Below are 24,849 nucleotides of genomic sequence, written 5' to 3' on the forward strand. Positions count from 1 at the left end.
ATTTACTCAAATAAATGCCGATTTTCAAAAACAGTCATTTGTCCTACAACTTGAAAGCCGGATTTTTTATAAATATTTATTCCATCAGGTGAAGCTTGTAATACGCAATACGTATTTTTTAGTTGTTTAGCTTCTTGCAGTAAGAAATTAAACATAGTAGAGCCGAATCCTTGTCCTCTCATTTCTTCTTTAGTCGCAATATCATAAATACCGACACTATCTTTCGTACATACTAAAGAGCCAACAGATACTACCTCACCTTTATAAAGACCTAAGTATAGTTTCATGTCATCGCTATTCCATAAATCTAAAGAAGAAATTTGATTATAGTATGATTGAACATTAGAGCCTTCCGCTGATGTACCGAATAAAGCCGCTAATGTTTCGCCAAATTTTTGTATTTGTACCGGCGAAGTTGCTTTTTGTATTGTAAAACCTGCTGGTATGTCTATTGTAGGAAGAATTGTTTGTAAATCTGCAACCATTGCAATATTATTTTCTGCTTCTATTAATCTAAGTTTTAGTAACTCGTTCTTAAGTGTATTCTCTCGCTTTGCATCCCAACACCAAACACTCATGGGGAACCCTTTTTGATTAAAGTATTCTATCTCCGCACATAATTCCTCGTTTCCTTCCGTTAAGTTGTTGTTTAATAAAGTAATAATATTAAATGTATCTGTAGGTAAACCACAGTTAACGGCAATATAATCCTTCGTTTTCTTTACACTCATTCCTTGCACATGTCGAGCAACATATGTAGTTTTATATGTAAAATTATCTATAAGTAACTTTTGATAATTCATCAATCGTGCTCCTTTCATAGAAAGTAATAATTTAATAACTCCTATATTAAATATAACATATAAGAAATTTCACTTAATCAATGATATCCCCCTTTTTAACCCCTTTATATCACACGATGTAGCATAATAAGAATTAAAAATGATATAACATTGTCGGAATGAAAAAAGTGGTATATAATAAATATTAACATTACTAGTAATTATTTTAGGTATTCCTAGAATAAAGGAGCGATACATATGAAAATTACTATTTATTTCGGAAGTCATGAAGATCAAGATGTTCGTACTATGGACTGTCATTTAGATGTAGAAGATACAGAAGAGATTGTTTCTGTATCATAATATAAATAATCGGGATGAACCCTATTCCCTACAGCGTTTAAGACACCTTTTACAGGTGTCTTTTTTATTGTTTTTTCATCAAAAACCCTTTACTTTAGAGCGTTTTAATAGTAAAATATAAATATACGAACAAACGTTCTTTTTGATTTATTTGTACATGAAGGGATGATTTTAACAATGGCTCAAGCAAAGCGCAGAGGAAGAAAAAAGCAAACACCTATTATTTCAAATACAGGCTTTATCGGCTCTGTCTTTATTGATACATTGGAGTTACAAAAGAAATCCTATTATTTCGCTCGTAAAAAACTTCAAATTGTTCATCACGTACTAGATGGTCTATCTGGGGCAACGAGTGCATTATTTAAAGAACATAATATCTCCGCATACATGTCATGTGTGTATTTACATAAACAAAAGAAAATCGGCTTTGTTCTTTCAACAAAACCGTTTGAACAAAGTGATGGGTTTGCTTACTTTATAAATTATTTAATCGAAAAGAATTTTTACGGTAACGAAGAAGTAGAATATCAAGAAGTATTTAATACAGGTTTTATTGGTGTAGTATTCGCGGATTTATCTAGTATAGATCGCTTTAATTTTGAGTTTGAAATGGGTATGTTAACGAAATTAATGAAAGATATGATTATTCCGGTTAAAGAGCTCTTTTTACGCCACAATGTACCGGCTTACATCTCCACTTCTCATTTAGAGGAGCAAAATAAATTAGGTTTCGTTCTATCTGTAAAACCATATGATGAACGTGCAGAAGCAGATTTATACTTCGAAACATATTTAAAAGAGCGCGGGTTATTTATTGGTGATGAAGAAGATGATATTGATAAGATTGTTATTAGAAAGACAGCTGAATTACGATAGAAAAGCACAGGATAATGATCCTGTGCTTTTTAAATATTTAACAATATCATTTAGTTACGTTAAACACTATAATCTGTTGAATGAATTTCTAAATTCAACTTATTTGAGTAAGCCTTATTCAAAATAAGAAATACTATCCCTCCTGCAATTGGAAGCATGTAGGCTGGAATATAATTTAATAATAGACCTGATAATGCCAGTGCTATTGGCTGCATCATTTTACCTATACTTAATCCAATACTGAGCACTCTTCCCCTATATTCATCGGGAATCTCTTTTTGCATGAAATAAGTTAAAGGAATATCAATTAGTGCTATCATTAGTCCTAAAAAGAACATAATAATGCAATACATAGTAACGTATACAAAATTATCTACTTCAATACTGTTGAATAAAACTGGAATCCCTGAAATTATCATAAAAATTGCCAACATAAAACTTGATTTTTTCAAAAGATAGGAATAAGAAAAACAATCAGTTATCTTTTTTACTAATATTGCACCAACTATCATTCCTACTGGAAAAGTCCCATGAATTATGCCAAATTGCTTCGAACTAAGATTGAGAACTGTGTTTATTATGTACGGTAATGGAACGATTACAGCAAAACCTAGGAAGAAATTAAGTGAAGTTAAAATACGAAACGTATTTTTTAAGCTTTCCCTTTCAATTAAGTAAGAAACCCCCTCTTTTATATCTTTAATAAAATTAATTTCTCTTTTTGAACATTCCTCATTTATGTTGTACTCGAACAATTTAAAGTGAATAAACAATATGGATATGCCCGAAAGAATAAATGAAATACCATTTATAATTATAAAAGTTTTTATATCTAATACAGCAAAAACGATGCCCCCTAACATAGGACCGAGAATTAAAGATACAGAATCGATAATTTTACTTATAGAGTTAATACTCATTAATCTCTCTTTAGACACGATATTTGGTTTTGCTGCTTCTAACCCTATTCCAAAGAATGTTGTAAATACCGACATAAGAAAGGTAATAGCATAAATAATGAATAAGTTTAATCCATAATTGCTGCTTACTATATAAGTAACAATTAATAAACTTCCATTTAGTAAATCCATGCAAACGACCAGTTTCTTTTTATCAACTTTATCTGCAATTACACCGGCAAATGGATTCATAACAATCATTGGAATCGTTCCTAAAATGAGTGTAATTGCGAAATTTAATGCTGATCCGGTTATTTGTAAAACATATAATCCTAATGCGAAACTATAAATAGAGCTACCAAATATTGATATTGTTTTCCCAATTACATAGAGACAAATATTTTTTAGTTCGTGGTTGCTTTTTTCATTTTGTAACTGTATTCGTAAACTCTCCATAACTTTTCCCTCCCGCTTAACTTTGTATTACGTACAGTGTAAGTTCTCGGGTCAACCCAATATCAATATGCTAGTATTAAAAACTTTTAAAAGAAAAATTAAAAAAGATGGGGTTAACCCCATCTTTTTCCGAAAAATGAATATGTATAAATTTCTTCTCCTTGAACAAAGAAATCCTCGTATTTTCCTCCTCGTTCTATATATTCTGAAGTTCTTTCATCTATGGAATTAAACTGTAGCTTTTGGATTTCTCTCTTCACTTTTGAAGACGTAAAATTATCTCGAAATCTAGTTGTAATTTGGCTATTTATGCTGAAATTTTTAAATAAAATAAATGAACTTAATAAATAACAATCAGGTTTTAAAAGGGAATTTAATTCATGCAGCAAAAAGATTTCATTCTCAAAACTGTAATTACTTGTACCAGACTGATCAATTACAATATCAACAGAATGGTTCTGAATAGGTATACTTAAAAAATCAGCGCAAATAAAAAGAATGTTTCTTGTGGAGTTTCTTCTTTCAATTACATCTTTTAAAAATAGAAGTTTATTCAAATCTCGATCAACAGCAATATATAAGCAATCTTCTGGCAGCTCTTCATAAATATTTCGTAAAAAGAATCCAAAACCCGATCCTATATCAAGCAGTACCTTGTCATTTAAATCTAGTTGTTTTAGTTTCTTTTTCGCCCATTCTCCTGCTCTATGTATATTCTCCAAATAAGAAGAATCAGTTTTATGGATATAATCTGAAATAGGATCTTCAAAAGAAGCCCTGTCAGACGTTTCAAACGATTTACCTGCTGTTAAAATCCCTGAAGTAATAACATACTCTTCGCCGCAATTACAAGTTAATTTTCCCTCCATAATTTGATTGCTATTAATAATTCCATCTTGAAGAATTAAATTTCCGCTACACTTAAAACATGTAAGAAAATTAAGTACCCTTAAATCTATCCCTAAAATTGAATTAGAAATCTCCGTTGTTATAGATAAATCATTTAACGCTGCCTTTAATTTATCTCTTCTTTCCTTTAAAATTTTTATTTCATGTTCCATCTTTTCATATTTCAATTTAAATAAAGATTGGTAAAAAGTATCTTTTTCGTAATTCATAGATTTTGCTAAACTTTTATAAAGAAAAAGTTCTTTAATTTCATTCAAACTAAATCCTAGCCATTTGTACTCTAATATAAGCTCTATATCTTTTTGACAATACTCATCAAAAAAATAATGGCCCCCCTTCTTTTCGGGGATAATTAGCCCGAGATCCATATAATGTCTAATCGTATCTATACTTAAATTATTTTTTTCTCCAAATTTACCGATTTTCATAATATCACTACCATTTTAATATTTGTTTATAAATACTTCTTTTCTAATCATAGAAAATCCTTTTATCTATCTATACATAATTATCTTTAGTATGGGGTAGATTCAATGAATACTTTATATTTGTTATAGAAAAAAATAAAAAACCCGCGAATTATTCACGGGTTTTACTCTTAATAACTAATTGCTATTGTTCCTTCACCTGCATGAACAGCAAATGAAATTGGCAATGGATAAAGCTTGAAATCCATTTCAGGGAATGCTTGTTTAATATCTGAAATCCATTCTTCAGCTCCATCTTTATCGTTAGCATAGAACATATGAAGTACTTTTGGTAATTCTTTTTCAAGCTCATTTTTAATGTAGTCTCTACATTTTTGGATTTTACGCACTTTCTTTTCAAGTAAAAGTTCTCCGCCTTTTACTTCTAAGATTAAGTTGACACTTAATAAACTTCCAAGTAAAAATTGAACTCCCTTTACTCGACCACTTGCATATAAACCTTTTAGGCTTTTTGGAAATACATAAAAGGGCCTTCTTTTTTCATCTACTAATGTTTTATGTATATCTTGTAAAGTCATACCATCATTGTATAACGTTTTAGCTTTTCTCAAAAGTTCATCCATTGGATAACTTGTCGTTTCACTATCTAATACAGTTAAAGGGAAACCTGCCATATCAGCAGCTAACTTCATATTTTGATAGGTCCCACTTACTTTTCCGCTAATAGCAACTGCAAAGCCTTCTTCATATTCTTCTTTGCATTTAGTAAATAATTCTACCATTTCCCCTATGTTAGGTTGCGAAGTAGTAACTGTTCTTCCATCATTTAACGCTTCATAAAGACGTTTATGAACTCCTTCTTCACAATCCTTATAAGACACTCCATCAATAATAACTTCAATTGGGATAACAAAGTTATCACCATCTGTTGTAAAACTCGCAGTTGTACTATCAGTAAACCAAGCAACACGCTTCATGTTGTTCCTCCCTTATTCTGTTCCTCTTTTCTGACTTTTCTATATATTTATCTTACGAAAAGAGAATATCCCCTGTAATAGTAACAGGACTTTATTATTTTGGCTATAGTAGATGGATAATAAATGTGAATGTTTTTTGTCTATTTATCAAAAAAAAAGAAAACCACAAAATTTCTCGGTCTTCTTTTAACATTACATTACTTAAATGTTTCGTTATCTAAAATAACAACATAATCATTCGTCATTCGCCCCGCTTCTTTCGTATAACTGACAAGCCGCTGGATGTTATCACAGCAAATTTTTGCTCCCCATACGAGTAACGGTACACCAATAAAATCAATATGAAATCTTCTAGAAAACAAACCGCCTAAAGTCATTGGCAATGGAACTGTTGGTGATGTATTAGAAAAAATAATCTTATCATTGTTTTGATAATGTTTTTGCAGAATCTCTCCTAAATGCTTCATGGCAGGTACAACGACCTTTGATGCCCCGCAGCCAATTGTATATACAGGATTCCCATATTCATCTTGTCCATGAAAAATAATTTTCCCCATATCTTCTGTTTTCAATTTATTAAAGTACTCTACATTTAAAATTTCTTCTTTCGTTAACTTCCGATCAGTTGGTAATTTATTTAAATGATAAGCTGCAGCTAGCGAGGTTGTATGCGTTCCGCCGAAATCCGTGTAAATGAATATCATATTATCATCCCTTGTTGTAAAAGTTCAATATTATTTAGTATTACCGTTCACAGCGTTGTTAAACAAGGGACGAATGTATTTACGCTGTTTGTGTTAATTCATTATATTTTTTCCAAATATAATAGCGTCTACTAATTACGGTACCTAATGTGATACATAAAAAGGCATTCGTTACAACCATTAATGTGTGGTGAGTACTGCCAGGAAACATACTTTGCTTAATCAAAACCTTTGCACCTAAAATAACAAGGAGAATAATTGTACTTAACCAATTTCCTTTTCGTAATACATGACCTGTTTCACTATCTAATCGAAATGTTAAAGCTTTTCCTCTAATAACTCCAAGACCCAATCCAATTCCGAGCATTGCAACGAATAATAGTACGTGCAATATATTTAATTGTCCCATATGAATAATGGACTGGATTGTTACAAAGCACAGCAAAGCCGGAATGAGCCAAATACGATTAATATTCACTTTGTATTCCTTACCTTGCATTAATACAATTATAAGAATAACAAATAGAATATCCATTTAGAGTCCTCCTATATACTTGTTTACCTTTGAAAATTATATTCGCCTCTGTTCATACCATACTTGAAATACGATAGCTACTTTAATTTGTAAAATACGGAATGTGATTTCCCATCAGCCTTAAGCATTATTTATAAAAGTAAAAAGACGTACTTTCTACTCGTACGTCTTTAGTAGCTTTATTAGTACATTCCTAAACTGGTTTAAACTTTTATTTATCAATAAATTCTACACCTTTAGAGTTAGTTTTATCTAATACTTGAATGTTAAATGTAGCAGCTAATTTTAAAGTGATTTTATAAATGGAATATCCAATTATAGAACCTAGAACGTTACAGATTACATCATCAATATCGGTAATACGTCCCCATCCACTAACTAATGACTCGATTAATTGTAACAATTCTATACTAACCGATATGATAAAACCTAATAAAATAGTATTTTTAACTTTTTTGAATTTATTCCATATAAGTGGTGCTAAAAACCCTAAAGGCATTAATAATAAAACATTCCCGCCTACATTTCTTACGATTAGACCAATCATAAATAGGACATCACCATCATAAGCACTCCCTATTTGACCGATATCTTTAATAATTGATGCAAAAGGAATAATATTGACTGACCGATTAAGATTTTCAACACTAGAAGGAAACCCGATTGGTAAAGGGAATAAGGTTACTGCAACAACCATACAAATGTATACTGCAAATAGAAAACTAATTAACTCTTTCCACCAATTCACATGCTTTTTATTTTTGAACCCAATTAATATACTTCGGATAAATAAATAACAGATAACCCCAAAAATAATAAATAAACTACCGTTAATCATATGCAAATCGCTAACACATCCCTTTATCTTAATTATTCTATAGGACTTTTCGCAGGATGGTTTTGTCATACGGAATAATGCATCTTTATATTATTGTAAATTCATTAAAGAGAAACCTTCATTTGCGGGATTTTCATATTTTTCTTTCCCTCTAAGTACATTGTCATAATATGCTGTATCTAAAAAAGATAACGAACGGCAACGTACCCAGCCTATTTCGTCTTCTTTTTTATATGCTCTAATTTTTATATCCATGTAATTAAAAAACTCCTTCTATTTCTACCATGAATTTTTCGGGTCCTGCCCCTTTATTTGATGGAATAACTAATGTAATTCCTAAGTCCGGGTATACGGCCGAGCGGAAACTCACGCCTGGATCATATCCCATTACATGATATTTAAAAATATTTCCGTGTCTTTTCTCAATCCATATTCCATAGCCGTAAGACTGGCTATTATTCACCAAAATATGAGGAGTTAAAAGTAACTTCGTATATTCGTGGCTTAATATTTCGTTGTTAAATAGAGCTTCCCAAAATTTCACCATGTCTGGTGCAGTAATATAAGCACCACCATCAGAACCTCCTTTTATGGGTATAGAGTATGCATTTGTTCTCCATTTTTGACTATTTACATCCTTTATATATCCGAGAGTTGTATGTTTTGGTAAATTATCTAAAGAAAAATAGCCTGAATCATTCATGCCAACTGGAACGAATATGTTTCTTTCTATATATTCCGTAAATTCAAGTCCTGTCTGCTGTTCTATAATTAATCCAAGTATAATAAAACCTGCATTGTTATAGTAAAACTTACTTCCTGGTGTAAACATCATATTACTGTTTTGGAATAATGGTAAAAAGCCTTTTAAACTTTTTAAAAGATACATAGGGGTTTGTTTCCAAAGATCTTCAAAGTTATCCATGATACTTTCATCAAAATAATCTGGAATACCCGAACTATGCGTTAAAAGTTGATGTACTGTAATATCTTCATTAAAGTTTGGGAATTTAATATGTAGACAATCTTTTAACTTTGTATGAAAAGTAATTACACCTCTTTCAACAAGTTGACAGATACTGATAGCAGTGAATAATTTACATCCTGAGGCAATTCCAAATCTTGTTTGTAGTGTATTGTTTATACATTCACTTCGGTTAGCATATCCAAATGAATTTTCATAAATAATATCATCATCTTTTTTTATTAAGACTACCCCAGAAAAATCTATATTCCGATGTATTTCTTTTACAATTTTCTCTATTTGATCTTTTGTTTTTATCATAATAACCACCCTTATTTATTGGTATTGTTCTTTCCTCTTATTATTTTTCCATATATAGGGGAAAGAAACCTCCTATTCAACCCCCTAATTTTCAAATAAAAACCAAGGGAACTATTTCGAATTTATTGATTCAGCGGAATATACCTTAGACCGCGATGGTAATAAAGTAAACACGCACAATATGATAGTAATAAGTAGCATTACCAATACTCCTACAATGACTACAAGTTGTATAGAAGTGAATTGAGTTGCAACGCCGAACAGAATCGTTATAAAAATTGTAAAAACAGCTATAACGAGCCCGTATATACTCCCGATTCGTCCCATCATATGAACCGGAACGTTATTTTGATAAAATGTGTAAAATCCCGTATTTGCATATGCCATAGAGAAAGATAAAACAAAGAATCCGATAGCAGCTATTAAAAACTCACTTGAAAAAGCATAAATCAAATATCCGATTGCAATGAATAATGATCCTATCCCAATTAGAAATGAAGGTGCTAATTTTTTTGATAAAATTGTATTTGTTATGGCTCCTAAAATAAAACCCGCTCCAGCGATACTAACTAGGAAGCCATACTCACTATCTGTTAACAATAAAACTTCTTTCGCAAATGATAGTTCAAGTGAATCTATAGCGGTAGCTAAAACCATCATTCCTTGGAATAGGAAATAAACACATCCTATATACACAGATTTTTTGCTGAAATTTAAAACTATGTTCCAATCTTTTTTTAGTACAGTTAGAGATAACTTATCACTTGATGTATTAGAATCGTATTTTTTATCAAGATCAGGTAAAAGTAATGTAATTAACCCTGATAACAGAAATGCTATAGCATTCATATATATAGCAAACTCTGGTGTACCAGTTATTAATAATATCCCCGCTACTGCTGGACCAATTAAAAATGCACCAGATCCTATTAAACTACGTAGTGAGTTGAAACGTTGTCTTTGCTCTACTGGAATTAATTTCGTCATATATGTCATAGCAGTTGGTTCATAAATCGCACTGGCCATGCTTATAAAAAATACTAAGAGATAGACAATCCAAAGGGATGGAACCAAGGGTAAAATAGCGATAAATACTGCTCGATATATATCGAGGTGAATCATTAACTTTCGTTTATTTAAACGATCTATCATACTTCCTGACCAAGCGTTTGTAAATAAAGTGGCTAATGGTTTTATCACATATAAAGTAGCGACAGCTAAGGCTGAGCCACCCATATTATAGACAAGTACATTCAGTGCGATTAAATAAATCCATGCACCTAAATTCGCAATACCAACTCCGGACAATAGTAATAAAGGATATTTCCAATCTTCAAGTAATTTTTTCACTTTAGGCACCCGCTTTCTAAATTGTTTTAAAACAATAAAAAAATCCCACCCCCAAGACTTTTAGTCTTAGGGACGAGATTTATCATCGCGGTGCCACCCTAGTTTGTTAATATGTCACCATATTAACCTTATCAGGTACTGCACTATTTTCATGCTTATACCTTATCTCTATAACGGGAGCTCCCGTCACACCATCCACTTTTAAAAGGTTCCGATGTGCTGCTCAGAGGCTTGGTTCAATAAAGAATTTTTGCTCCTTTTCAGCTAAATAGAGCTCTCTGTGAAAAATTCATTTTATTTACTCTTCTCTTCACTGCATTTGGTTTTTTCCATATTATCACATAGGTTTTATATTGTAAATAATTAAAAAGAATAATCAGTTTTTTTAAAAGTGAGCATCCTTTATAATTTTGTAACTTGATTTTTTATTTATTAAAAAATACGGTGCGTGAAATTGCTTGTAACTCTAAAAAAAAGAGCCTATTATACTATAGACTCTTACAAAATTCGATATTAATTTGTACTCGCTTCTGCTAATGGTTCTAGAGGCGGTTCCAAATCTAGTTTTAAAGTATCACCTTCTTGTATATATTCTCCCTTTTCAATGCTTTGACTCGTTACATACCCTGTACCTGTTGTTTTTACATCTAATTTCAGCAACTTAGAGAAATACATAACATCACGCATTGACCAACCTTTTAGGTTAGGCATTTTCACATTACTTCCTACTAAAAATATGCGATCCCCTTCACTCATTACCTCGCCAGTCTGTGGATATTGTTTTATTATCTTTCCTTCTCCTAATAATACCGGCTGAAGTTTCTCTTTTTCTGCAATGTTTTTCACCGTATCCATCGTTTGATTTACATAATTTTGTACTTTTATTTCAGATTGCTTTGTTGCATCTGCCATTTTCTTTTCTGTATATGGTTTCACTTTTAAATATTCTAGACTATTTTTCATAACTGGTTTAAAAATTTCAGCAAGAGGCTGAGCACCGTATTCATTCCCCTTTAATTTAGGTTGCTTAATGGCTAAATATACGACTAATTGCGGATCATCAATTGGAGCCATTCCTAAGAATGAAAAAATATAATTATCTTTCCCTTCCATATATCGTCCATTTTCAGGATTCGGAATTTGCGCTGTCCCTGTTTTACCACCAATCGGATAACCATCAATTTTATACATCGTTCCCGTTCCTTTAGATGATGTTATAACACGCTCCATTAAGTTCCTTACCTTATCTGCGGTTTCTTTTTTAATCGGATTCCCTATTTCTTTAGGTTGATTTTCCATAATAACTTGTTTATTTGTTGGATTTACAACCTTATCAACAATATAAGGTTGCATCATTTTCCCGTCATTTGCTATAGCTGTGGCCGCTTGTACTATTTGAATAGGAGTTACAGTTGAGCCTTGGCCGAAAGATGTAGTAACTTGTTGAATTTGAGTATTTAACAATAATGTATTTTTACTTTCTCCAGGCAAATCTATCCCTGTTTTTTGATTGAAACCAAATAAATTCATATATTGCTTGAATTTATTTGGTTTCAGTAACTGATCTTCTAAAATAGAAAAAGCAACGTTCGATGACCGTTCAAACCCTTCATCAAATGTAATTGAACCCCATCCATAGCCGCCATTATGATCTTTAATCTCTGCTGAACCAACTGCATATTTTCCTGATTGGAAATATTCTTTCCCGTTATATACACCTTCATTAATTGCAGCAGCTAATGTAAAAACTTTCATTGTAGACCCTGGTTCGAATGCATTCGCAATTGGATCGTTTAAAAAATATTCAATGTCTCCTTTGTTAGGATTATAACTAGGCTTACTAGACATTGCTAAAATCTTACCTGTTTTTGGATCCGCAATAATACCTACTAACATAGAAGGATCATAGTGTTGCGCCGCTTTATTCATCGCGTCTTCTAAAAAACTATTAATTTGTTTATCAAGCGTAAGATATACGTTATTTCCATTTTTAGCAGGTTCTACTTTTCCTATATCATTTGTAAGTGGGATTCCTTTTCTTGAACCTACATATGAAACATTACCATTTGTAGAGCGCAAATATTTATCCAAACTTTCTTCAAGCCCAAACTTCCCCACCGCATTACCTTTATCGTCTGGTCTTGCAAAACCAAGTATATACGAGGCGAAATCTTCATTTGGGTATACTCTGGCTTTTTCTGTTGTGAAAGATACACCTGGTATTTTCAAATTATTAATCTCTTCCTTCGCTTCTCTAGATAAGTTACGTCCAATTTTACCAATTTCAACTTGCGTACGTCCTTCGTGAAAATTTTTCATGATCTCCTCTTTATCAACTTCAAGCGCATCTGCTAAACGTTGTGCGGTATCTTCTTTATCTTTTAATTTATCTTTTCCTTTTAGGTTTACAACGATGCGATATGTCGTTGAGTCTTGGACTAATACTTTCCCGTTTTGATCATAAATTGTCCCGCGATTTGCCTCTAAAACTCCATTTTTATTTTGTTGTTCCTTCGCAAGATCTTTTACATTAACATTATGCACGACTCCTACTGCTTGAATATAAAATATACGTAAAAGCATAGTAAGAAACAAAACAATAAAAGCAATCATCATATATCGAGCGCCTTTATTCGTTTGAAGTTTATGCATACTTATCTCCTTTCTTTTCCAATGTATTAATGCAAAGATGCGCTACTAAATATGTTCTTTAATATAGTAGATACTATATTTTTCGAAGTTTTTTTACTAATTCCTCTATAACAATAAGAAAACCAGTTCTGTTGCTATTTGTTTTTTATTAATTTTGTATTTTTAATATAAAATACGGTAAGTGAAATTTAAGAATCTTCAAATAAAAAGAACCTACTTTTTTGTAGGTTCTTACGATTAAGCTATATGGTTATATTTCGCTAAAAATGGCACTCGTTTTGCTACTAGTGCGTACATTTTGAAAATTAAACTAGCTAACGGTTCAAGTATACGTGTGCTTTGTATTACTAATCCACTTGTAATAAATGTTAAGAACGCAGCCCCAAGTATATCTAGAGGATAATGAACACCTACGTACATGCGTGATACACCGACTAATATTGCCCATATAAGCGCGATATATTTAAGTTTTTCTCCTCTTAGAATAAATACGAAAGCAATCGAAAATACAAGTACAGAATGATCACTTACAAATGATGAATCTGCTGCATGCGGTACTAATTGATTGACATGATGTGTAATAAAAGGACGCGGATGATAATATACCGAATGTATAAGAACATTTACTAATAATGCAATACTGACTGAAAGTGTTGTATATAATACTGTATATTGTTTTTTAATTGCATTCTCTTTCTTTCCGTTATTGAACCATAGGATAAGCATAAATAGAATAGCTACATATGCAGCACTATTTGTAATAGCGATCATTAGCGTATCTAATAGCTTGGATGATCCAGCAAAATTATTAATCCATTGAAATACTGTGTAATTCATATTACTCTCTCCTTATTATTTCTCATTGTACTTTAAATAAAGATACAAGTGTTCTTGATTTACACAGTATACAACATCAATATGAAAATGGGCTTAAGCTTTTCTCATCAAATTCTCATTTTGCTACTATTCATTTGACATTCGTGTAACTATTTGCAAGAGCTAAATATGTATAAAGGCTATAAAACATTTAAAATAGTATGGTAATCACTCTATGCATGAACAGAATACTTAACATGTTCATTTCAATATACTGTCAACGAAATCATATTTTCATTCCATACGAAGGGCAATATTACCGAATTGTTCTCCTTGTTGCATTCGATTTAAAGCTTGAATTGCTTCTTCTAATGGATATACTTTATCAATGATTGGTTTAATATTATGTTCCTCTATAAAATGAATCATCTCATTAAATTCCTCACTGCTCCCCATTGATGTTCCCATAATATCGATTTGATTATAAAATAATGCTCGTAACGGTAATTCAATTTTATCTCCTGAACTTGCACCAAAATTAACAATTCTTCCGTTTGGTTTTAATACATCAAAATATTTCAAGAAAGTCGCCGGACCTATACTATCTATAATTAAATCTACTTTTTCTCCATGTAAGCACTCTTCCCAAATACCAGAACTATTAAATGAAAAATCTGCGCCATAGTTTTCTGCAGTCTTTCTTTTACTCTCTATCCTTGAAGTAACACTTACCTTTGCTCCAATTGCTTTAGCAAATAACATAGCATAAGTAGCTACACCACCGCCAATTCCCGCAATTAGAACATGTTCTTCAGATTTCAATCTACCTTTTGTAAAAAGCGCTCTATATGCAGTTAATGCCGATAAAGATAAAACACCAGATTCTTCCCATGTAAGATATGGTGGCTTTTTTACTATATTTTCAGCTGGTACAATAACATATTCGGTAAACGTACCATTTGCTGGTCCACCTAATACTTCAGGTAACTCTGGTATTTCATGAATATTATTCCATCCAATACTAGGGTTAATAATAACCTCGGTATGTAGTGAAATATTTGAAACTCCTTCTCCTAGTTCTATAACAATACCTGCACCATCTGACTCTAAAACTAATGGTAGTTCCATTTCTTTCCTATTATTCATTATAAATAAATCACGATGATTTAAACCTGCTGCTTTTAATCTCACTTTAACCTCTCCAATGTTAGGAGTTATCTCAGGTGATAATTTATATTCTAAACCGTCTAATCCTTTTTTATGTTGATGTACAATAGCGTTCATTAATAATCCCCCTTAATAATTTTAATGCACTAAAAATATCGAAATAAATAAAATAATCTGATTGTAACAACTAAAAAATAATAAAAATCATTATGATGAAAAAACAAAATCCTCCCCACACTTTTTTGTAGGAAGGACTTTAATTGATACTACTTATACTTTGTTAATACTCTTTTTGGCCAATGTTAATATATTTCGAATAAACGGGGCTTTCGCATTTGTATATGAAACACGATCAAAAGGATATGTAGCAGCAAGTTTCTCTTTTAATTCACTATATTCTTTTCGTGCCCATTCATTATTTATGAGAAAATCTCTAAATAAGAGGTTGTTCTTCCATTCCTCACTATTATAAATATACACATGTAAGTGATGACTACCCGCTCTCCATTTCCCTTTTCTAAAAAAACGCCAATTAAGTGTTTCTTTTGGAACATATTCATAGCCAATTTCCGCTAGGGGTTCCCTCCAATTTTCGGTAATTTGTAAATTTGTTACGCCAATCATCATATCAATAAGCGGTTTAGCCCCTAATCCTTCTACGGCCGTGCTTCCTATATGTTCAATAGCAATAATTTCTTCATTTAGTAACGGCACAATTTTATTTTTTTCATTTAAAAACTCTGTATGCCAATAATGTTCGTACGGTTTAATTAAGATTTTCCCATCCATTTTCTTTCCTCCTTATAACTATACATCATTATATTTATAAAATTTAATTGTATTAACATAGGGATTTTACAAAATATGTCGAATATTATAATAGACAACTTAATTATACTAAATATGAGGTGAATCATGAAAGATATTCCAGTTGAAATTCAATTAAATACTGTCACATTCCAACTAAAAAAACATCATAATTTTGATTGGCTTACGAAACTAGGAACAGTATTTGCAGTTTTTGACCAACAAGATTCCGGTAATATAAGTTTCGGTGTTGAAAAGAATGGGAAAAAGAAGTTTATTAAATATGCAGGGGCACAAACACTCGCATATAATGCTTCTACAAATGAAGCTATAAAAAGATTAAAAAACTCAGTTACTATATACAATGAATTAAAACACGTTTCTCTTATAAATTTAATTGATCACTACCCTTTACAACATGGATATGTTTTGATTTTTGATTGGTTTGACGGTGAATGTCTTCACCCGCACTGGAATTTCCCACCCCCAGCAAAATACAATGATCCTAATTCACCATTTTATAAATATAAGAAATTATCCGTTAAAGACAGACTGATTTCATTAAATTCTATTTTTAATTTCCATACTTACGTTGAACACAAACACTATGTAGCTATTGATTTTTATGACGGTAGTATTTTATACAACTTTAAAACTAATGAAACAAAAATTTGTGATATTGATTTATACAGTAACACACCGTATGTAAATAAGATGGGGCGACTGTGGGGATCATCTCGTTTTATGTCACCTGAAGAGTTTCAACTTAACTCTATAATAGATGGAAAAACAAACGTATTTAGTATGGGGGCTATAGCTTTTGCACTTTTAGGTGGCGGGCAAGATCGTTCCTTTATAAAATGGGAAGCTGGCGAAGGATTATATGAAGTAGCATACCGTGCTGTAAATGAAAATCGTAGTAAGCGCTATGCGTCAATGGAAGAGTTTAATAATGCATGGTTAAAAGTCTATAACACTGAAAAGTTATAAAAACTACATACATTATAAAAGTACATGTAAAACTTGTACTTTTATAATGTATAATACATATGGGATTGAAATTCAGGATAACGGGGCATGTATTATGAACTTTGTTTACATTAATCAAAATGTTTTAAATAATCTTCTTTATATTTTAAGCAGTATTTTTGTTTTTTATTTTATTTATGATAGTGGGTACTTCGGGAAGAAATATAAGAAACTACTTATCATTCTTTGTACGAGCATCCCACTAATTTTATGTATGCGGTACCCTATCTATATGGATGAAAATTGTATTCATGATTTAAGACAAATACCCTTTTTAATTGGTACACTTTATGGTGGATTTCCTGTCGGTATTGCATTACTCATGATTTTATTAATTACACGTTTTATGTTTTATGGTTTTAGCCTGTTAACAATCATTGTTTATGGAACGATGTTAATAATTACAGCATTCGCATCATCAAAATTTAAAACATACAATCGGAAAACCAAAGTAGCTTCATCTATGTTTTTAACTTTTTTCCTTGCAATATTTACAACAGTAATTGTTTTAACTCTATCAGATTTTGAAGTGAATAATTTGTACATTATTTATTTCATTCTACTACCCACTATTTTAATATTATTTATGGTCTATTTTAATGAAGTTTTAAAAGATGCAATATTCATGCGATCAAAATTAATAAAAGTTGAAAAAATGGAGATTGTCAGCCAACTCGCTGCAAGTATTTCACATGAAGTAAGGAATCCATTGACTGTTGTAAAAGGATTTACACAACTTTTAAAAACACCAAATATAACTCAACAATCCAGAGATGAGTATATTGAACATATTCTTGAAGAGTTAAATCGTGCACAAGCAATTATTGATGATTACTTAACTTTTGCCAAACCGGCTTCAGAAAAACTAGATCATATTTCAGTGGAGCACGAATTAAATCGAGTTATTAATATGATGTTGCCTTTTTGTAACATGAATAATATTAATATTACAAAAGAGTTCTCAGAGGGCACAATTATTGGTAATACACAGCACTTCCATCAATGTTTTTTAAATTTAATAAAAAATAGTATAGAAGCAATGCCAAATGGTGGTAATCTAATTATTTCTGCAACTGTTAGTAATAATAAGGTCATAATAAGAATTCAAGATAGTGGAATTGGAATGTCGCAAGAGCAAATTAATCGATTTGGCGAACCATATTTTAGTACAAAAACGAAAGGTACGGGTTTAGGAACGATGGTTGCTGTAAAAATTATCGAAACGATGCGAGGCACATTGAAAATCCGAAGTGTTATAAATAAAGGAACTACTTTAACTATCACATTACCTAAATACAGTAATGAAGAGATTTCGTATAATAAATGAAAAAGGAGCTATTAAGCTCCTTTTTCATTTATTTCGATACAAAAAGTATCTGCTATGTTTTTTAAAGTTTACATTTTGGAGAGACTAATTAGAAATTAGTACCCTTAGCTCCAACAGCTACATCCAACAATAATTAATAAAATAAATAACACAACTAATAATGCGAAACCTCCACCAAAACCACAAGAACCGCCGAAACTCATATTTTTTCCTCCTTTTGGTTTGAAAACTAATAGGTAGTTGATTATTTTAACTGGTTCGTATTATACAGTATGTGTATCTCCCTTTTTTGAGCATGTCTTCATAAAATTAGTAAAAGCACTCTATTGAGAGTGCTTTAAAATGGGTACCAGAAACTCTTGAATACATTTACTTTTAAGTACACTGCAATAATTAAAATGATAATACCAACAAAAAGAGTGATGTAATCTACTTTTTGAGCATTCTTTGCATAGTACCACGTACGTTTGTCTTTCTTTCCAAACCCTCTTAAATCCATTGCATTTGAAACCGTATCAATTCTTTCTAAAGAATGAATAATAAGTGGCCAAAAAATCAAAATACGATTTTTCATACGAATCCATAAACTTGCTTCTCCCTTTTCAAAAGGTACGCCTCTTGCCTCCTGTGCATGTTTAATGATTATATATTCAGATTGAATGTTTGGCATATAACGCAGTGCAATATTTATTGCATATGTAATTTTATAAGGAATGGTAAATTTATTTAAGCTGCTGACAAATTCACTTGGATGAGTTGTATAAATAAAAAGAAGTGTAAATGGTAATAACGTAAAATATTTTAATGAAAGTGTAGCGGCAAAAAATAATGTTTCGTATGTAATTGTTGCATAACCTATATGAAAAAAAGATGTGTATGTTCCTGTTAATTCTGATCCATATGCTGGAGTAATAACAAGAATCATAACAGAATTTAATAAACTAAATGTAAATATAACACTGAAAACAACAATAATTTTACGAAACTGAATTTTAGCGATTAAGAGGCCGAGACATCCAACAATAAATAACATTAGCAATATACGAAAATCAAAAAATAAAAAAGTGAGTGTCATACAAAATATAAATAAAGATAATTTAACTGCACCATCCATACGATAAAAATACGTATTATGCATATTCCTCCCTCCTATTAGCCTCAATATAAAGTTTCACAAACGTTTCTGGAGTTGGAATTCCGCTTAATTTAGCTAGTTTTATTAATGAAATCTCCCGTAGATTAGCTCTTTGTAACGTTCCTTGATCCCCTAAAACAGCAGATACAGTATTGTTCGCAATGATTTTCCCTTCATGCAGAACTACCGCTCGATTTGCGTATTCTAAAGCAAGATTCATATCGTGTGTGATAAAAATAAAGGATATGCCCTTTTCAGCCAATGTTCTTATAAACGACATAAACTGTTTGTAATGGTAGTAATCTTGCCCAGCTGTCGGCTCATCTAATATAATAAGTTTTGGGTTTGTTGTAAGTACAGAAGCAATAGTTAGTCTCTTTTTTTGCCCGTAGCTTAATGCCTGAATTGGCCAGTTACGAAATGGGTATAATCCACAAATTCTTAAAGCTTTTTCGATTCTTGTCTCAATCTCATCTTTAGAAACCTTTTTTAATTTTAATGAATATGAAACCTCTTCTAAAACAGTAGGCTGTGTAATCATTTGATTTGGGTTTTGCATAACGTAAGAAATAACTTCCCCGCGTTTACGAATAGACCAAGAATTTATATTTTCTCCATCGAATATTATTCTCCCATTCTTTGTTTTATTTATTCCTATAAGAGTATGAGCTAATGTCGATTTCCCTGCTCCATTATGACCCAATAACGCTACTATTTCTCCCTCTCCTATTGAAAGGTTGATATCTTCTAAGGCTCTATGTTTGTTATTGTACGTAAATGATAAATTTTCTATCTTGCATAAAGCTTTTTTAATATATGTGTTTTTTGATGAAACTTGCTTCTGCATCCAGTTCTTTAATAGGCTATGAACGCCTGCATTACGAAGATTTTCAATTGGAAATACCCTAACATTATTACTGTCAAAATTTAATTTCTTTAGCGCCTCTATATAAATAGGTTCTCTTAGTCCAATATTTGGTAATATATTAGAATTTAAAATACTATCCGGTGAACCAATGGCAATAACTTCTCCCTCATCTATTAAAATAATTTTATCTAAATCAAGGTTTAAAATTTCTTCTATTCGATGTTCAATAATTACAATTGTTTTATTATATTTCTCATGAATATCTTTAATGAGTTCTATAGTATTCAAACTACTTGCTGGATCTAAGTTAGCTAACGGTTCATCAAATAATAATATATCTGCATTTGTCGTTAGCAGACCTGCAAGAGAGACTGTCTGTTTTTGACCTCCTGATAATTCATGAGGACTTTGTGCATGAAAATTCTGCATGTTTACTTTTTTTAAAGAATCATTAACAATTTTTTTCATTTCATTTTGATTTACACATTCGTTTTCTAATGAAAATGCTACATCTTCTTCGACAGTAAGACCAATAAATTGTGAATCTTGATCTTGTAATATTGTTCCTACATGTTTACTCTGTTCAAAAATACTTCCCTCTCTCGGATCCTTTCCAGCTATTAAAATATTACCAGTACTAATCCCTTCGTAAGAAAATGGGATTAGCCCATTAATACAATGAGCTAATGTTGACTTACCTGAACCACTTCTTCCAGCTATTAGTACCTTTTCCCCTGGATATATATGAAATGTAATTTCTTTTAAAGTAGGCTGTGCGGCATGCCCATATTGAAAGGTAAATTGTTCAAAAGATATAATTGGTTGCATGTATTCATCCCTACTTTTCAATTTTTAAATGTGTATGTTTCTTATTTGATTTCGCTAAGCCGATCGTGATTGGTAAGCCAAGAACTAAAAATACGATAACGTCTGCAATTGTTGCGCCTAGTACTTGTATAACGATTTTGTCAAACGGTTCTCCCATCACAATAATATCGAATGCACCAGCAAATATAATGGCAATGACAATTCCAACTAACCCCGCTATTGCAAAATAAGAAATATCACGGTTATCATACGCTCCATTTTTTACACTGAAACCAGTTCTTTTTTGTATAAGACCCATTGAAAATCCGATAATCCCCGAACTAAACACCCATCCCCACCAAATACCCCAACCAGCGATTGTATCTGTAACGGTATGACCAATAAGCCCTATTAATAGTCCTGCTACTGGGCCAAATAACGCACCAAAAACTGTTAATATAGCCAATGCTGGTTTAATAAATGTATTGGGTGCGATAGAAAATCCCCAAAGCCCTAATACCCCGTATAAAGCTGCTCCAATTCCGATTGCTACTACTAGTTTTGTCGTTAATTTGTTCATTACAATTCTCCTCTCCTATTATCCCGCTTTTAATACTCTATATTTATTTTGAAAATGAATTATGCATCGACACTTCCTTTCTATACAACAAAAAATGACCCCTTAAATTAAGAGGCCATTTTCTTTCACGTACAAGAATCCTCTTATCTTTCAAAAGACATATAAATGTCCTCTGCGGAATTAGCACCTTCCTATGCATTTACATAGGGGTTGCTGAGGCTTCATAGGGCCGTTCCCTCTACCTCTCTGGATAAGTATGTATTTGTAATCTGTATTATGGCACTAACAATAAATAATTTCAATACTTTTCTTACTATTTTTATTTTTCGATAAATAGTTCACTTAAACCATTGTATTCTTATCGGAATTATGAAATAATAAATTCAAAATTGTTACGGGAGGAATGCATGATGAAAGTAATTGGCTTAATTGGCGGACTAAGTTGGGAATCGACATCGTTATACTATAAACATATTAATACACTTACTCTCTCTCAATGTAATCAAAATGCGAAGCTTGTTTTATATAGCATGGACTTTGGTGAGATAACTACATTATTACAAAATCATCAATATGAAGAAGTGAAAAATGAATTAGTCACAGTAGCTAAAAAAGTAGAAAACTCTGGAGCTGAATGTTTACTAATGTGTTCCAATACTGTACATCTATTTGCTGAAGAAGTAGAAAAGGCAATATCAATACCACTCCTCCATATCGGAGATGTAAGTGCTAAAAAAATGATAGAATATAATATTAATCGTATCGGACTTTTAGGAACAAAACAAACGATGGAACAAGACTTCTATAAATCAAGACTAGCAAATTACAACATTGAGACAATTATCCCAAATGAAGAAGATAGAACTTTCATCCATCATGTCATTTTACAAGAACTCAGTAGAGGGATTATTTCAGAAACATCAAAAGAAAAGCTATTACAAATCACAAATACATTAATTCAAAAGGGCGCTGAAGGAATACTACTTGGCTGTACAGAAATTCCTTTGCTCATTTCACAAAGTGATCTATCGGTTCCTGTTTTTGATACTGCTTATATACATGCGAATACAGCTGTACAATTTGCGGATAACAATTTAAAAGTGAAAATTTAATTAGCTGAGGTTTTGTCCATACCCCACTGATTATCAGCCCTCATCAATCGGGATTTTACGAGCAATCGATCTTCCACCTAACTTCTTTGCTTTACAGCTGAATTTTGAGATGGGAGTCTTACTGCCCAAAATAGCGGGATAAATAATTATCAATCATCAACATAAAAAAAGGCATCTACAAAAGTAGATGCTTAGCTGTGATAAGGAGTGTTCAGTGAGGTAAGGTACAAGCTTTTTTGCTTGTCCTATGCTATCAATATATGCATTTATATATAAAAGGTGAATACTTAATAGAATACTCTTGAACTAAATTACTTTATTCTTTTCATTTGATCAATTGGCTAATAAACTATTTCTACTTTACCTATCACAATTGATTCATCCATAAGTCCAGGGTGTATTTAAAAACGTCTCTAGTCCATTTAAATACTAGAAACGTTTCATGCTTTCTAACTCTCTTTTGAATTATCTACTTTTGTAGCCTCACCATTTAATCGCTTATTTTTCAATTCGAAATAAGCATCTAAAACATCTTTTCCAATATCAGAGTTAATACCCGACTTATCATTTATAACCCATGGCACAACAACTGAAAATGCTACTTCTGGATCATCATAGGGCGCATATCCTGCTAATGTTAAATTATAACATTTTATTCGTTCACCTTTATCATTTCTACCTATGTCGCTTTCTCCACCATATACTGTCTGTGCTGTCCCTGTTTTACCAGCTGGTTTATATGGTGCCTTTTGGAACGCCCTTACTCCTGTTCCATCTCCTTCTTGGAATACTCTTCTAAATCCTTCTTTTACTTGATTTATATAATCTTCTTTCATATCCACTCTATTTAAAACAACTGGTTCTAATGAGTGCACGACTTTACCGATTTCATCTTTTTGCGCAGTTTGTTCTCTAATCTCTTGAATAATTTGTGGTTTCATACGATACCCACCATTTGCAATAGTAGAAATGTACTGTGCAAGCTGAAGTGGTGTATACGTATCGTACTGGCCAATAGAAAAATCTAATAAGAAACCAGGCTGATTATCTTTTCTCCCTATTTGTCCAGCTGTTTCATTCGGTAAATCAATGCCCGTTGGAACACCTAAACCGAATTGCCTGAAATAATATCTCATTTTATCAAAGTATTCTTGTTTAATATCTAGTGAACTATTTTTTACATAATCCACACCTGCAATTTTTAATGCTGTATTAAACATATAGACGTTAGAAGAAACTTGTAAAGCTCTTAGATCATCAATATTCCCGAAATCTTTCCAAGACTTTTTCTCCTTAGTTCCTTTGAATTTCATAGGTGCGTCATAAAAGTATGTACCTGGTGTTATAGCTTTTGTTTCAAACCCCGTTAATACTGTCGCACCTTTCACAGTTGATCCAAGCTCATATGAACTTGTCATCGTTCCTAAAGCGTAATCTTCAACTTCAGTTTTCCCGTCTTTTTCTACTAACTTTTTCCCAGCCATTGATAATACTTGACCATTTTTCGGATTCATCATTACAACGAAAGCACGGTCCAACATCGATTCTGAACCTTTGTATGCCTTTAATATTTTTTCTATGCTCTCTTCTATTTTTTTTTGTAATTCCATATCTATTGTTAAAGTTAAATTCTTGCCGCTTTTCCCTTCAGAAACGGTTTCCGTTCTAATTGTATTACCTTGTTTATCAGCAATACTTCTTACTTCTTTTTTCGTACCATGAAGCAGATCTTCGTATTGCTGTTCGATGTAACTTTTCCCAACCCGATCATTCCTGCTATAATCACGCACTAAATAATAATCTAATCGTTCACGTGGTAAACCTTCATCAGCATTCGAAACATTTCCAAGGACTGAACGGAATAAGCCATCATTTACATAGAGCCTTTCCCAATCAACTGAAGCGTCTACACCTGGGAGATTTGCTAAGTTTTCACTAATCACAGTATATTCCTTTTCACTAACATCTTTTTTAATAATTTGAGGTGCCATTTGATAACCCGAAGTCATTTTACTTTTAATAGCCAACACTTCTATATCTTGAGCTGTTAATTCTTGAAGGTTTTTATCTGAAACTCGTTTTCTCTTTAACTCTTCAGTTTTTTTATCTAGCTCTTTTCCGGCAGGTTCATTTTGAAATTTTGGTAA

22 protein-coding genes, 1 pseudogene, 1 riboswitch and 1 other annotated feature are annotated in these 24,849 nt (G+C 31.8%); of the genes and pseudogenes, 4 read left to right on the top strand and 19 right to left on the bottom strand.

The genetic code is table 11. From position 1 onward, the window contains the following. Positions 1-2 precede the first annotated feature (2 nt). A complete protein-coding gene (locus NSQ47_RS07630) occupies positions 3-803 on the bottom strand; it encodes a GNAT family N-acetyltransferase (RefSeq protein ID WP_016104984.1) in 801 nt (266 codons plus the stop codon). Positions 804-1,322: 519 nt separating this feature from the next. Here NSQ47_RS07630 and NSQ47_RS07635 point away from each other — a divergent pair. Then, positions 1,323-2,021, top strand: a complete 699-nt coding sequence (locus NSQ47_RS07635; RefSeq protein WP_016104985.1) for a hypothetical protein — start codon at positions 1,323-1,325, stop codon at positions 2,019-2,021. Positions 2,022-2,080: 59 nt separating this feature from the next. On the opposite strand, the gene NSQ47_RS07640 is transcribed toward NSQ47_RS07635, so the two are convergent. The 13 genes from NSQ47_RS07640 to NSQ47_RS07700 form a co-directional block, all read right to left on the bottom strand. Next, complete coding sequence (locus NSQ47_RS07640; RefSeq protein WP_341036524.1) at positions 2,081-3,376, bottom strand: MFS transporter; 1,296 nt, start codon at positions 3,374-3,376, stop codon at positions 2,081-2,083. A gap of 113 nt (positions 3,377-3,489) precedes the next feature. Beyond that, positions 3,490-4,713 (bottom strand): methyltransferase domain-containing protein, encoded by a 1,224-nt coding sequence (locus NSQ47_RS07645; RefSeq protein WP_341036526.1) that lies wholly within the window; start codon positions 4,711-4,713, stop codon positions 3,490-3,492. A gap of 170 nt (positions 4,714-4,883) precedes the next feature. Further along, the gene (locus NSQ47_RS07650) at positions 4,884-5,690 is read right to left on the bottom strand and encodes a DegV family protein (RefSeq protein ID WP_002110177.1); all 807 of its coding nucleotides are present in this window, start codon (positions 5,688-5,690) and stop codon (positions 4,884-4,886) included. A gap of 197 nt (positions 5,691-5,887) precedes the next feature. After that, on the bottom strand, positions 5,888-6,394 hold the full coding sequence (locus NSQ47_RS07655) for a DUF3189 family protein (RefSeq protein WP_002110178.1): 507 nt from the start codon (positions 6,392-6,394) through the stop codon (positions 5,888-5,890). A 79-nt stretch (positions 6,395-6,473) separates the two neighbouring features. After that, positions 6,474-6,929, bottom strand: a complete 456-nt coding sequence (locus NSQ47_RS07660; protein WP_341036529.1) for a DUF1453 domain-containing protein — start codon at positions 6,927-6,929, stop codon at positions 6,474-6,476. 211 nt (positions 6,930-7,140) lie between these two features. Further along, positions 7,141-7,773: a VanZ family protein gene (locus tag NSQ47_RS07665; protein WP_341036531.1), complete on the bottom strand. Its 633-nt coding sequence runs from the start codon at positions 7,771-7,773 to the stop codon at positions 7,141-7,143. An 84-nt stretch (positions 7,774-7,857) separates the two neighbouring features. Further along, positions 7,858-8,022 carry a hypothetical protein gene (locus NSQ47_RS07670; RefSeq protein ID WP_002161602.1) on the bottom strand — a complete coding sequence of 55 codons (165 nt, stop codon included), beginning with the start codon at positions 8,020-8,022 and terminating at the stop codon, positions 7,858-7,860. A 4-nt stretch (positions 8,023-8,026) separates the two neighbouring features. Continuing rightward, complete coding sequence (locus NSQ47_RS07675) at positions 8,027-9,052, bottom strand: serine hydrolase domain-containing protein (protein WP_341036532.1); 1,026 nt, start codon at positions 9,050-9,052, stop codon at positions 8,027-8,029. Positions 9,053-9,163: 111 nt separating this feature from the next. Then, positions 9,164-10,402, bottom strand: coding sequence for an MFS transporter (locus NSQ47_RS07680; RefSeq protein ID WP_016120295.1), 1,239 nt, complete (start codon positions 10,400-10,402; stop codon positions 9,164-9,166). Between the two features lie 65 nt (positions 10,403-10,467). Continuing rightward, positions 10,468-10,725: a binding site (T-box leader), on the bottom strand. A 190-nt stretch (positions 10,726-10,915) separates the two neighbouring features. Continuing rightward, a complete protein-coding gene (locus NSQ47_RS07685; protein WP_341036534.1) occupies positions 10,916-13,054 on the bottom strand; it encodes a penicillin-binding protein in 2,139 nt (712 codons plus the stop codon). Between the two features lie 237 nt (positions 13,055-13,291). Beyond that, positions 13,292-13,891, bottom strand: coding sequence for an undecaprenyl-diphosphatase (locus NSQ47_RS07690; protein WP_341036535.1), 600 nt, complete (start codon positions 13,889-13,891; stop codon positions 13,292-13,294). 273 nt (positions 13,892-14,164) lie between these two features. Next, positions 14,165-15,154, bottom strand: a complete 990-nt coding sequence (locus tag NSQ47_RS07695) for a zinc-binding dehydrogenase (RefSeq protein WP_341036538.1) — start codon at positions 15,152-15,154, stop codon at positions 14,165-14,167. A 153-nt stretch (positions 15,155-15,307) separates the two neighbouring features. Further along, positions 15,308-15,826 (bottom strand): GrpB family protein, encoded by a 519-nt coding sequence (locus NSQ47_RS07700; RefSeq protein WP_002161596.1) that lies wholly within the window; start codon positions 15,824-15,826, stop codon positions 15,308-15,310. A 126-nt stretch (positions 15,827-15,952) separates the two neighbouring features. Here NSQ47_RS07700 and NSQ47_RS07705 point away from each other — a divergent pair, with 126 nt between their 5' ends. Together NSQ47_RS07705 and NSQ47_RS07710 are read left to right on the top strand one after the other, a co-directional pair. After that, a complete protein-coding gene (locus NSQ47_RS07705; protein WP_341036540.1) occupies positions 15,953-16,834 on the top strand; it encodes a protein kinase domain-containing protein in 882 nt (293 codons plus the stop codon). Positions 16,835-16,880: 46 nt separating this feature from the next. Next, positions 16,881-18,200 (top strand): sensor histidine kinase, encoded by a 1,320-nt coding sequence (locus NSQ47_RS07710; protein WP_002161594.1) that lies wholly within the window; start codon positions 16,881-16,883, stop codon positions 18,198-18,200. A gap of 104 nt (positions 18,201-18,304) precedes the next feature. Here the strand turns inward: NSQ47_RS07710 and NSQ47_RS07715 are convergent, their stop codons facing one another. The 4 genes from NSQ47_RS07715 to NSQ47_RS07730 all read right to left on the bottom strand — a co-directional run bounded on the left by NSQ47_RS07715 (position 18,305) and on the right by NSQ47_RS07730 (position 21,590). Then, positions 18,305-18,403 (bottom strand): YjcZ family sporulation protein, encoded by a 99-nt coding sequence (locus NSQ47_RS07715; protein ID WP_000007808.1) that lies wholly within the window; start codon positions 18,401-18,403, stop codon positions 18,305-18,307. Between the two features lie 134 nt (positions 18,404-18,537). Beyond that, complete coding sequence (locus NSQ47_RS07720; protein ID WP_341036543.1) at positions 18,538-19,338, bottom strand: energy-coupling factor transporter transmembrane component T family protein; 801 nt, start codon at positions 19,336-19,338, stop codon at positions 18,538-18,540. Continuing rightward, positions 19,331-21,031: an ABC transporter ATP-binding protein gene (locus NSQ47_RS07725; RefSeq protein WP_341036544.1), complete on the bottom strand. Its 1,701-nt coding sequence runs from the start codon at positions 21,029-21,031 to the stop codon at positions 19,331-19,333. Before NSQ47_RS07725 ends, NSQ47_RS07720 begins: the two co-directional genes overlap by 8 nt. Positions 21,032-21,041: 10 nt before the next feature. Continuing rightward, a complete protein-coding gene (locus tag NSQ47_RS07730) occupies positions 21,042-21,590 on the bottom strand; it encodes an ECF-type riboflavin transporter substrate-binding protein (RefSeq protein WP_341036546.1) in 549 nt (182 codons plus the stop codon). Positions 21,591-21,730: 140 nt separating this feature from the next. Beyond that, positions 21,731-21,847: riboswitch (SAM riboswitch) on the bottom strand. Positions 21,848-21,997: 150 nt separating this feature from the next. Here NSQ47_RS07730 and NSQ47_RS07735 point away from each other — a divergent pair. Then, the gene (locus NSQ47_RS07735) at positions 21,998-22,702 is read left to right on the top strand and encodes an aspartate/glutamate racemase family protein (RefSeq protein ID WP_199714872.1); all 705 of its coding nucleotides are present in this window, start codon (positions 21,998-22,000) and stop codon (positions 22,700-22,702) included. A gap of 449 nt (positions 22,703-23,151) precedes the next feature. On the opposite strand, the pseudogene NSQ47_RS07740 reads toward NSQ47_RS07735, so the two are convergent. Continuing rightward, positions 23,152-24,837 (bottom strand): annotated as a pseudogene (locus tag NSQ47_RS07740) (peptidoglycan D,D-transpeptidase FtsI family protein); the annotation flags it as partial. Positions 24,838-24,849 lie beyond the last annotated feature (12 nt).

The sequence above is a fragment of the Bacillus sp. FSL R10-2780 genome (assembly GCF_038006125.1).
GTDB lineage: Bacteria > Bacillota > Bacilli > Bacillales > Bacillaceae_G > Bacillus_A > Bacillus_A cereus_U.

Excerpts from the sequence above, each read along its gene's own strand:
- NSQ47_RS07660 (WP_341036529.1), bottom strand. The coding sequence starts at position 6,929 with ATGGATATTCTATTTGTTATTCTTATAATTGTATTAATGCAAGGTAAG.
- NSQ47_RS07725 (WP_341036544.1), bottom strand. The coding sequence starts at position 21,031 with ATGCAACCAATTATATCTTTTGAACAATTTACCTTTCAATATGGGCAT.
- NSQ47_RS07650 (WP_002110177.1), bottom strand. The coding sequence starts at position 5,690 with ATGAAGCGTGTTGCTTGGTTTACTGATAGTACAACTGCGAGTTTTACA.
- NSQ47_RS07695 (WP_341036538.1), bottom strand. The coding sequence starts at position 15,154 with ATGAACGCTATTGTACATCAACATAAAAAAGGATTAGACGGTTTAGAA.
- NSQ47_RS07735 (WP_199714872.1), top strand. The coding sequence starts at position 21,998 with ATGATGAAAGTAATTGGCTTAATTGGCGGACTAAGTTGGGAATCGACA.
- NSQ47_RS07670 (WP_002161602.1), bottom strand. The coding sequence starts at position 8,022 with ATGGATATAAAAATTAGAGCATATAAAAAAGAAGACGAAATAGGCTGG.
- NSQ47_RS07730 (WP_341036546.1), bottom strand. The coding sequence starts at position 21,590 with ATGAACAAATTAACGACAAAACTAGTAGTAGCAATCGGAATTGGAGCA.
- NSQ47_RS07635 (WP_016104985.1), top strand. The coding sequence starts at position 1,323 with ATGGCTCAAGCAAAGCGCAGAGGAAGAAAAAAGCAAACACCTATTATT.
- NSQ47_RS07720 (WP_341036543.1), bottom strand. The coding sequence starts at position 19,338 with ATGCATAATACGTATTTTTATCGTATGGATGGTGCAGTTAAATTATCT.
- NSQ47_RS07710 (WP_002161594.1), top strand. The coding sequence starts at position 16,881 with ATGTATAATACATATGGGATTGAAATTCAGGATAACGGGGCATGTATT.
- NSQ47_RS07690 (WP_341036535.1), bottom strand. The coding sequence starts at position 13,891 with ATGAATTACACAGTATTTCAATGGATTAATAATTTTGCTGGATCATCC.
- NSQ47_RS07700 (WP_002161596.1), bottom strand. The coding sequence starts at position 15,826 with ATGGATGGGAAAATCTTAATTAAACCGTACGAACATTATTGGCATACA.
- NSQ47_RS07715 (WP_000007808.1), bottom strand. The coding sequence starts at position 18,403 with ATGAGTTTCGGCGGTTCTTGTGGTTTTGGTGGAGGTTTCGCATTATTA.
- NSQ47_RS07655 (WP_002110178.1), bottom strand. The coding sequence starts at position 6,394 with ATGATATTCATTTACACGGATTTCGGCGGAACGCATACAACCTCGCTA.
- NSQ47_RS07640 (WP_341036524.1), bottom strand. The coding sequence starts at position 3,376 with ATGGAGAGTTTACGAATACAGTTACAAAATGAAAAAAGCAACCACGAA.
- NSQ47_RS07630 (WP_016104984.1), bottom strand. The coding sequence starts at position 803 with ATGAATTATCAAAAGTTACTTATAGATAATTTTACATATAAAACTACA.
- NSQ47_RS07685 (WP_341036534.1), bottom strand. The coding sequence starts at position 13,054 with ATGCATAAACTTCAAACGAATAAAGGCGCTCGATATATGATGATTGCT.
- NSQ47_RS07675 (WP_341036532.1), bottom strand. The coding sequence starts at position 9,052 with ATGATAAAAACAAAAGATCAAATAGAGAAAATTGTAAAAGAAATACAT.
- NSQ47_RS07705 (WP_341036540.1), top strand. The coding sequence starts at position 15,953 with ATGAAAGATATTCCAGTTGAAATTCAATTAAATACTGTCACATTCCAA.
- NSQ47_RS07645 (WP_341036526.1), bottom strand. The coding sequence starts at position 4,713 with ATGAAAATCGGTAAATTTGGAGAAAAAAATAATTTAAGTATAGATACG.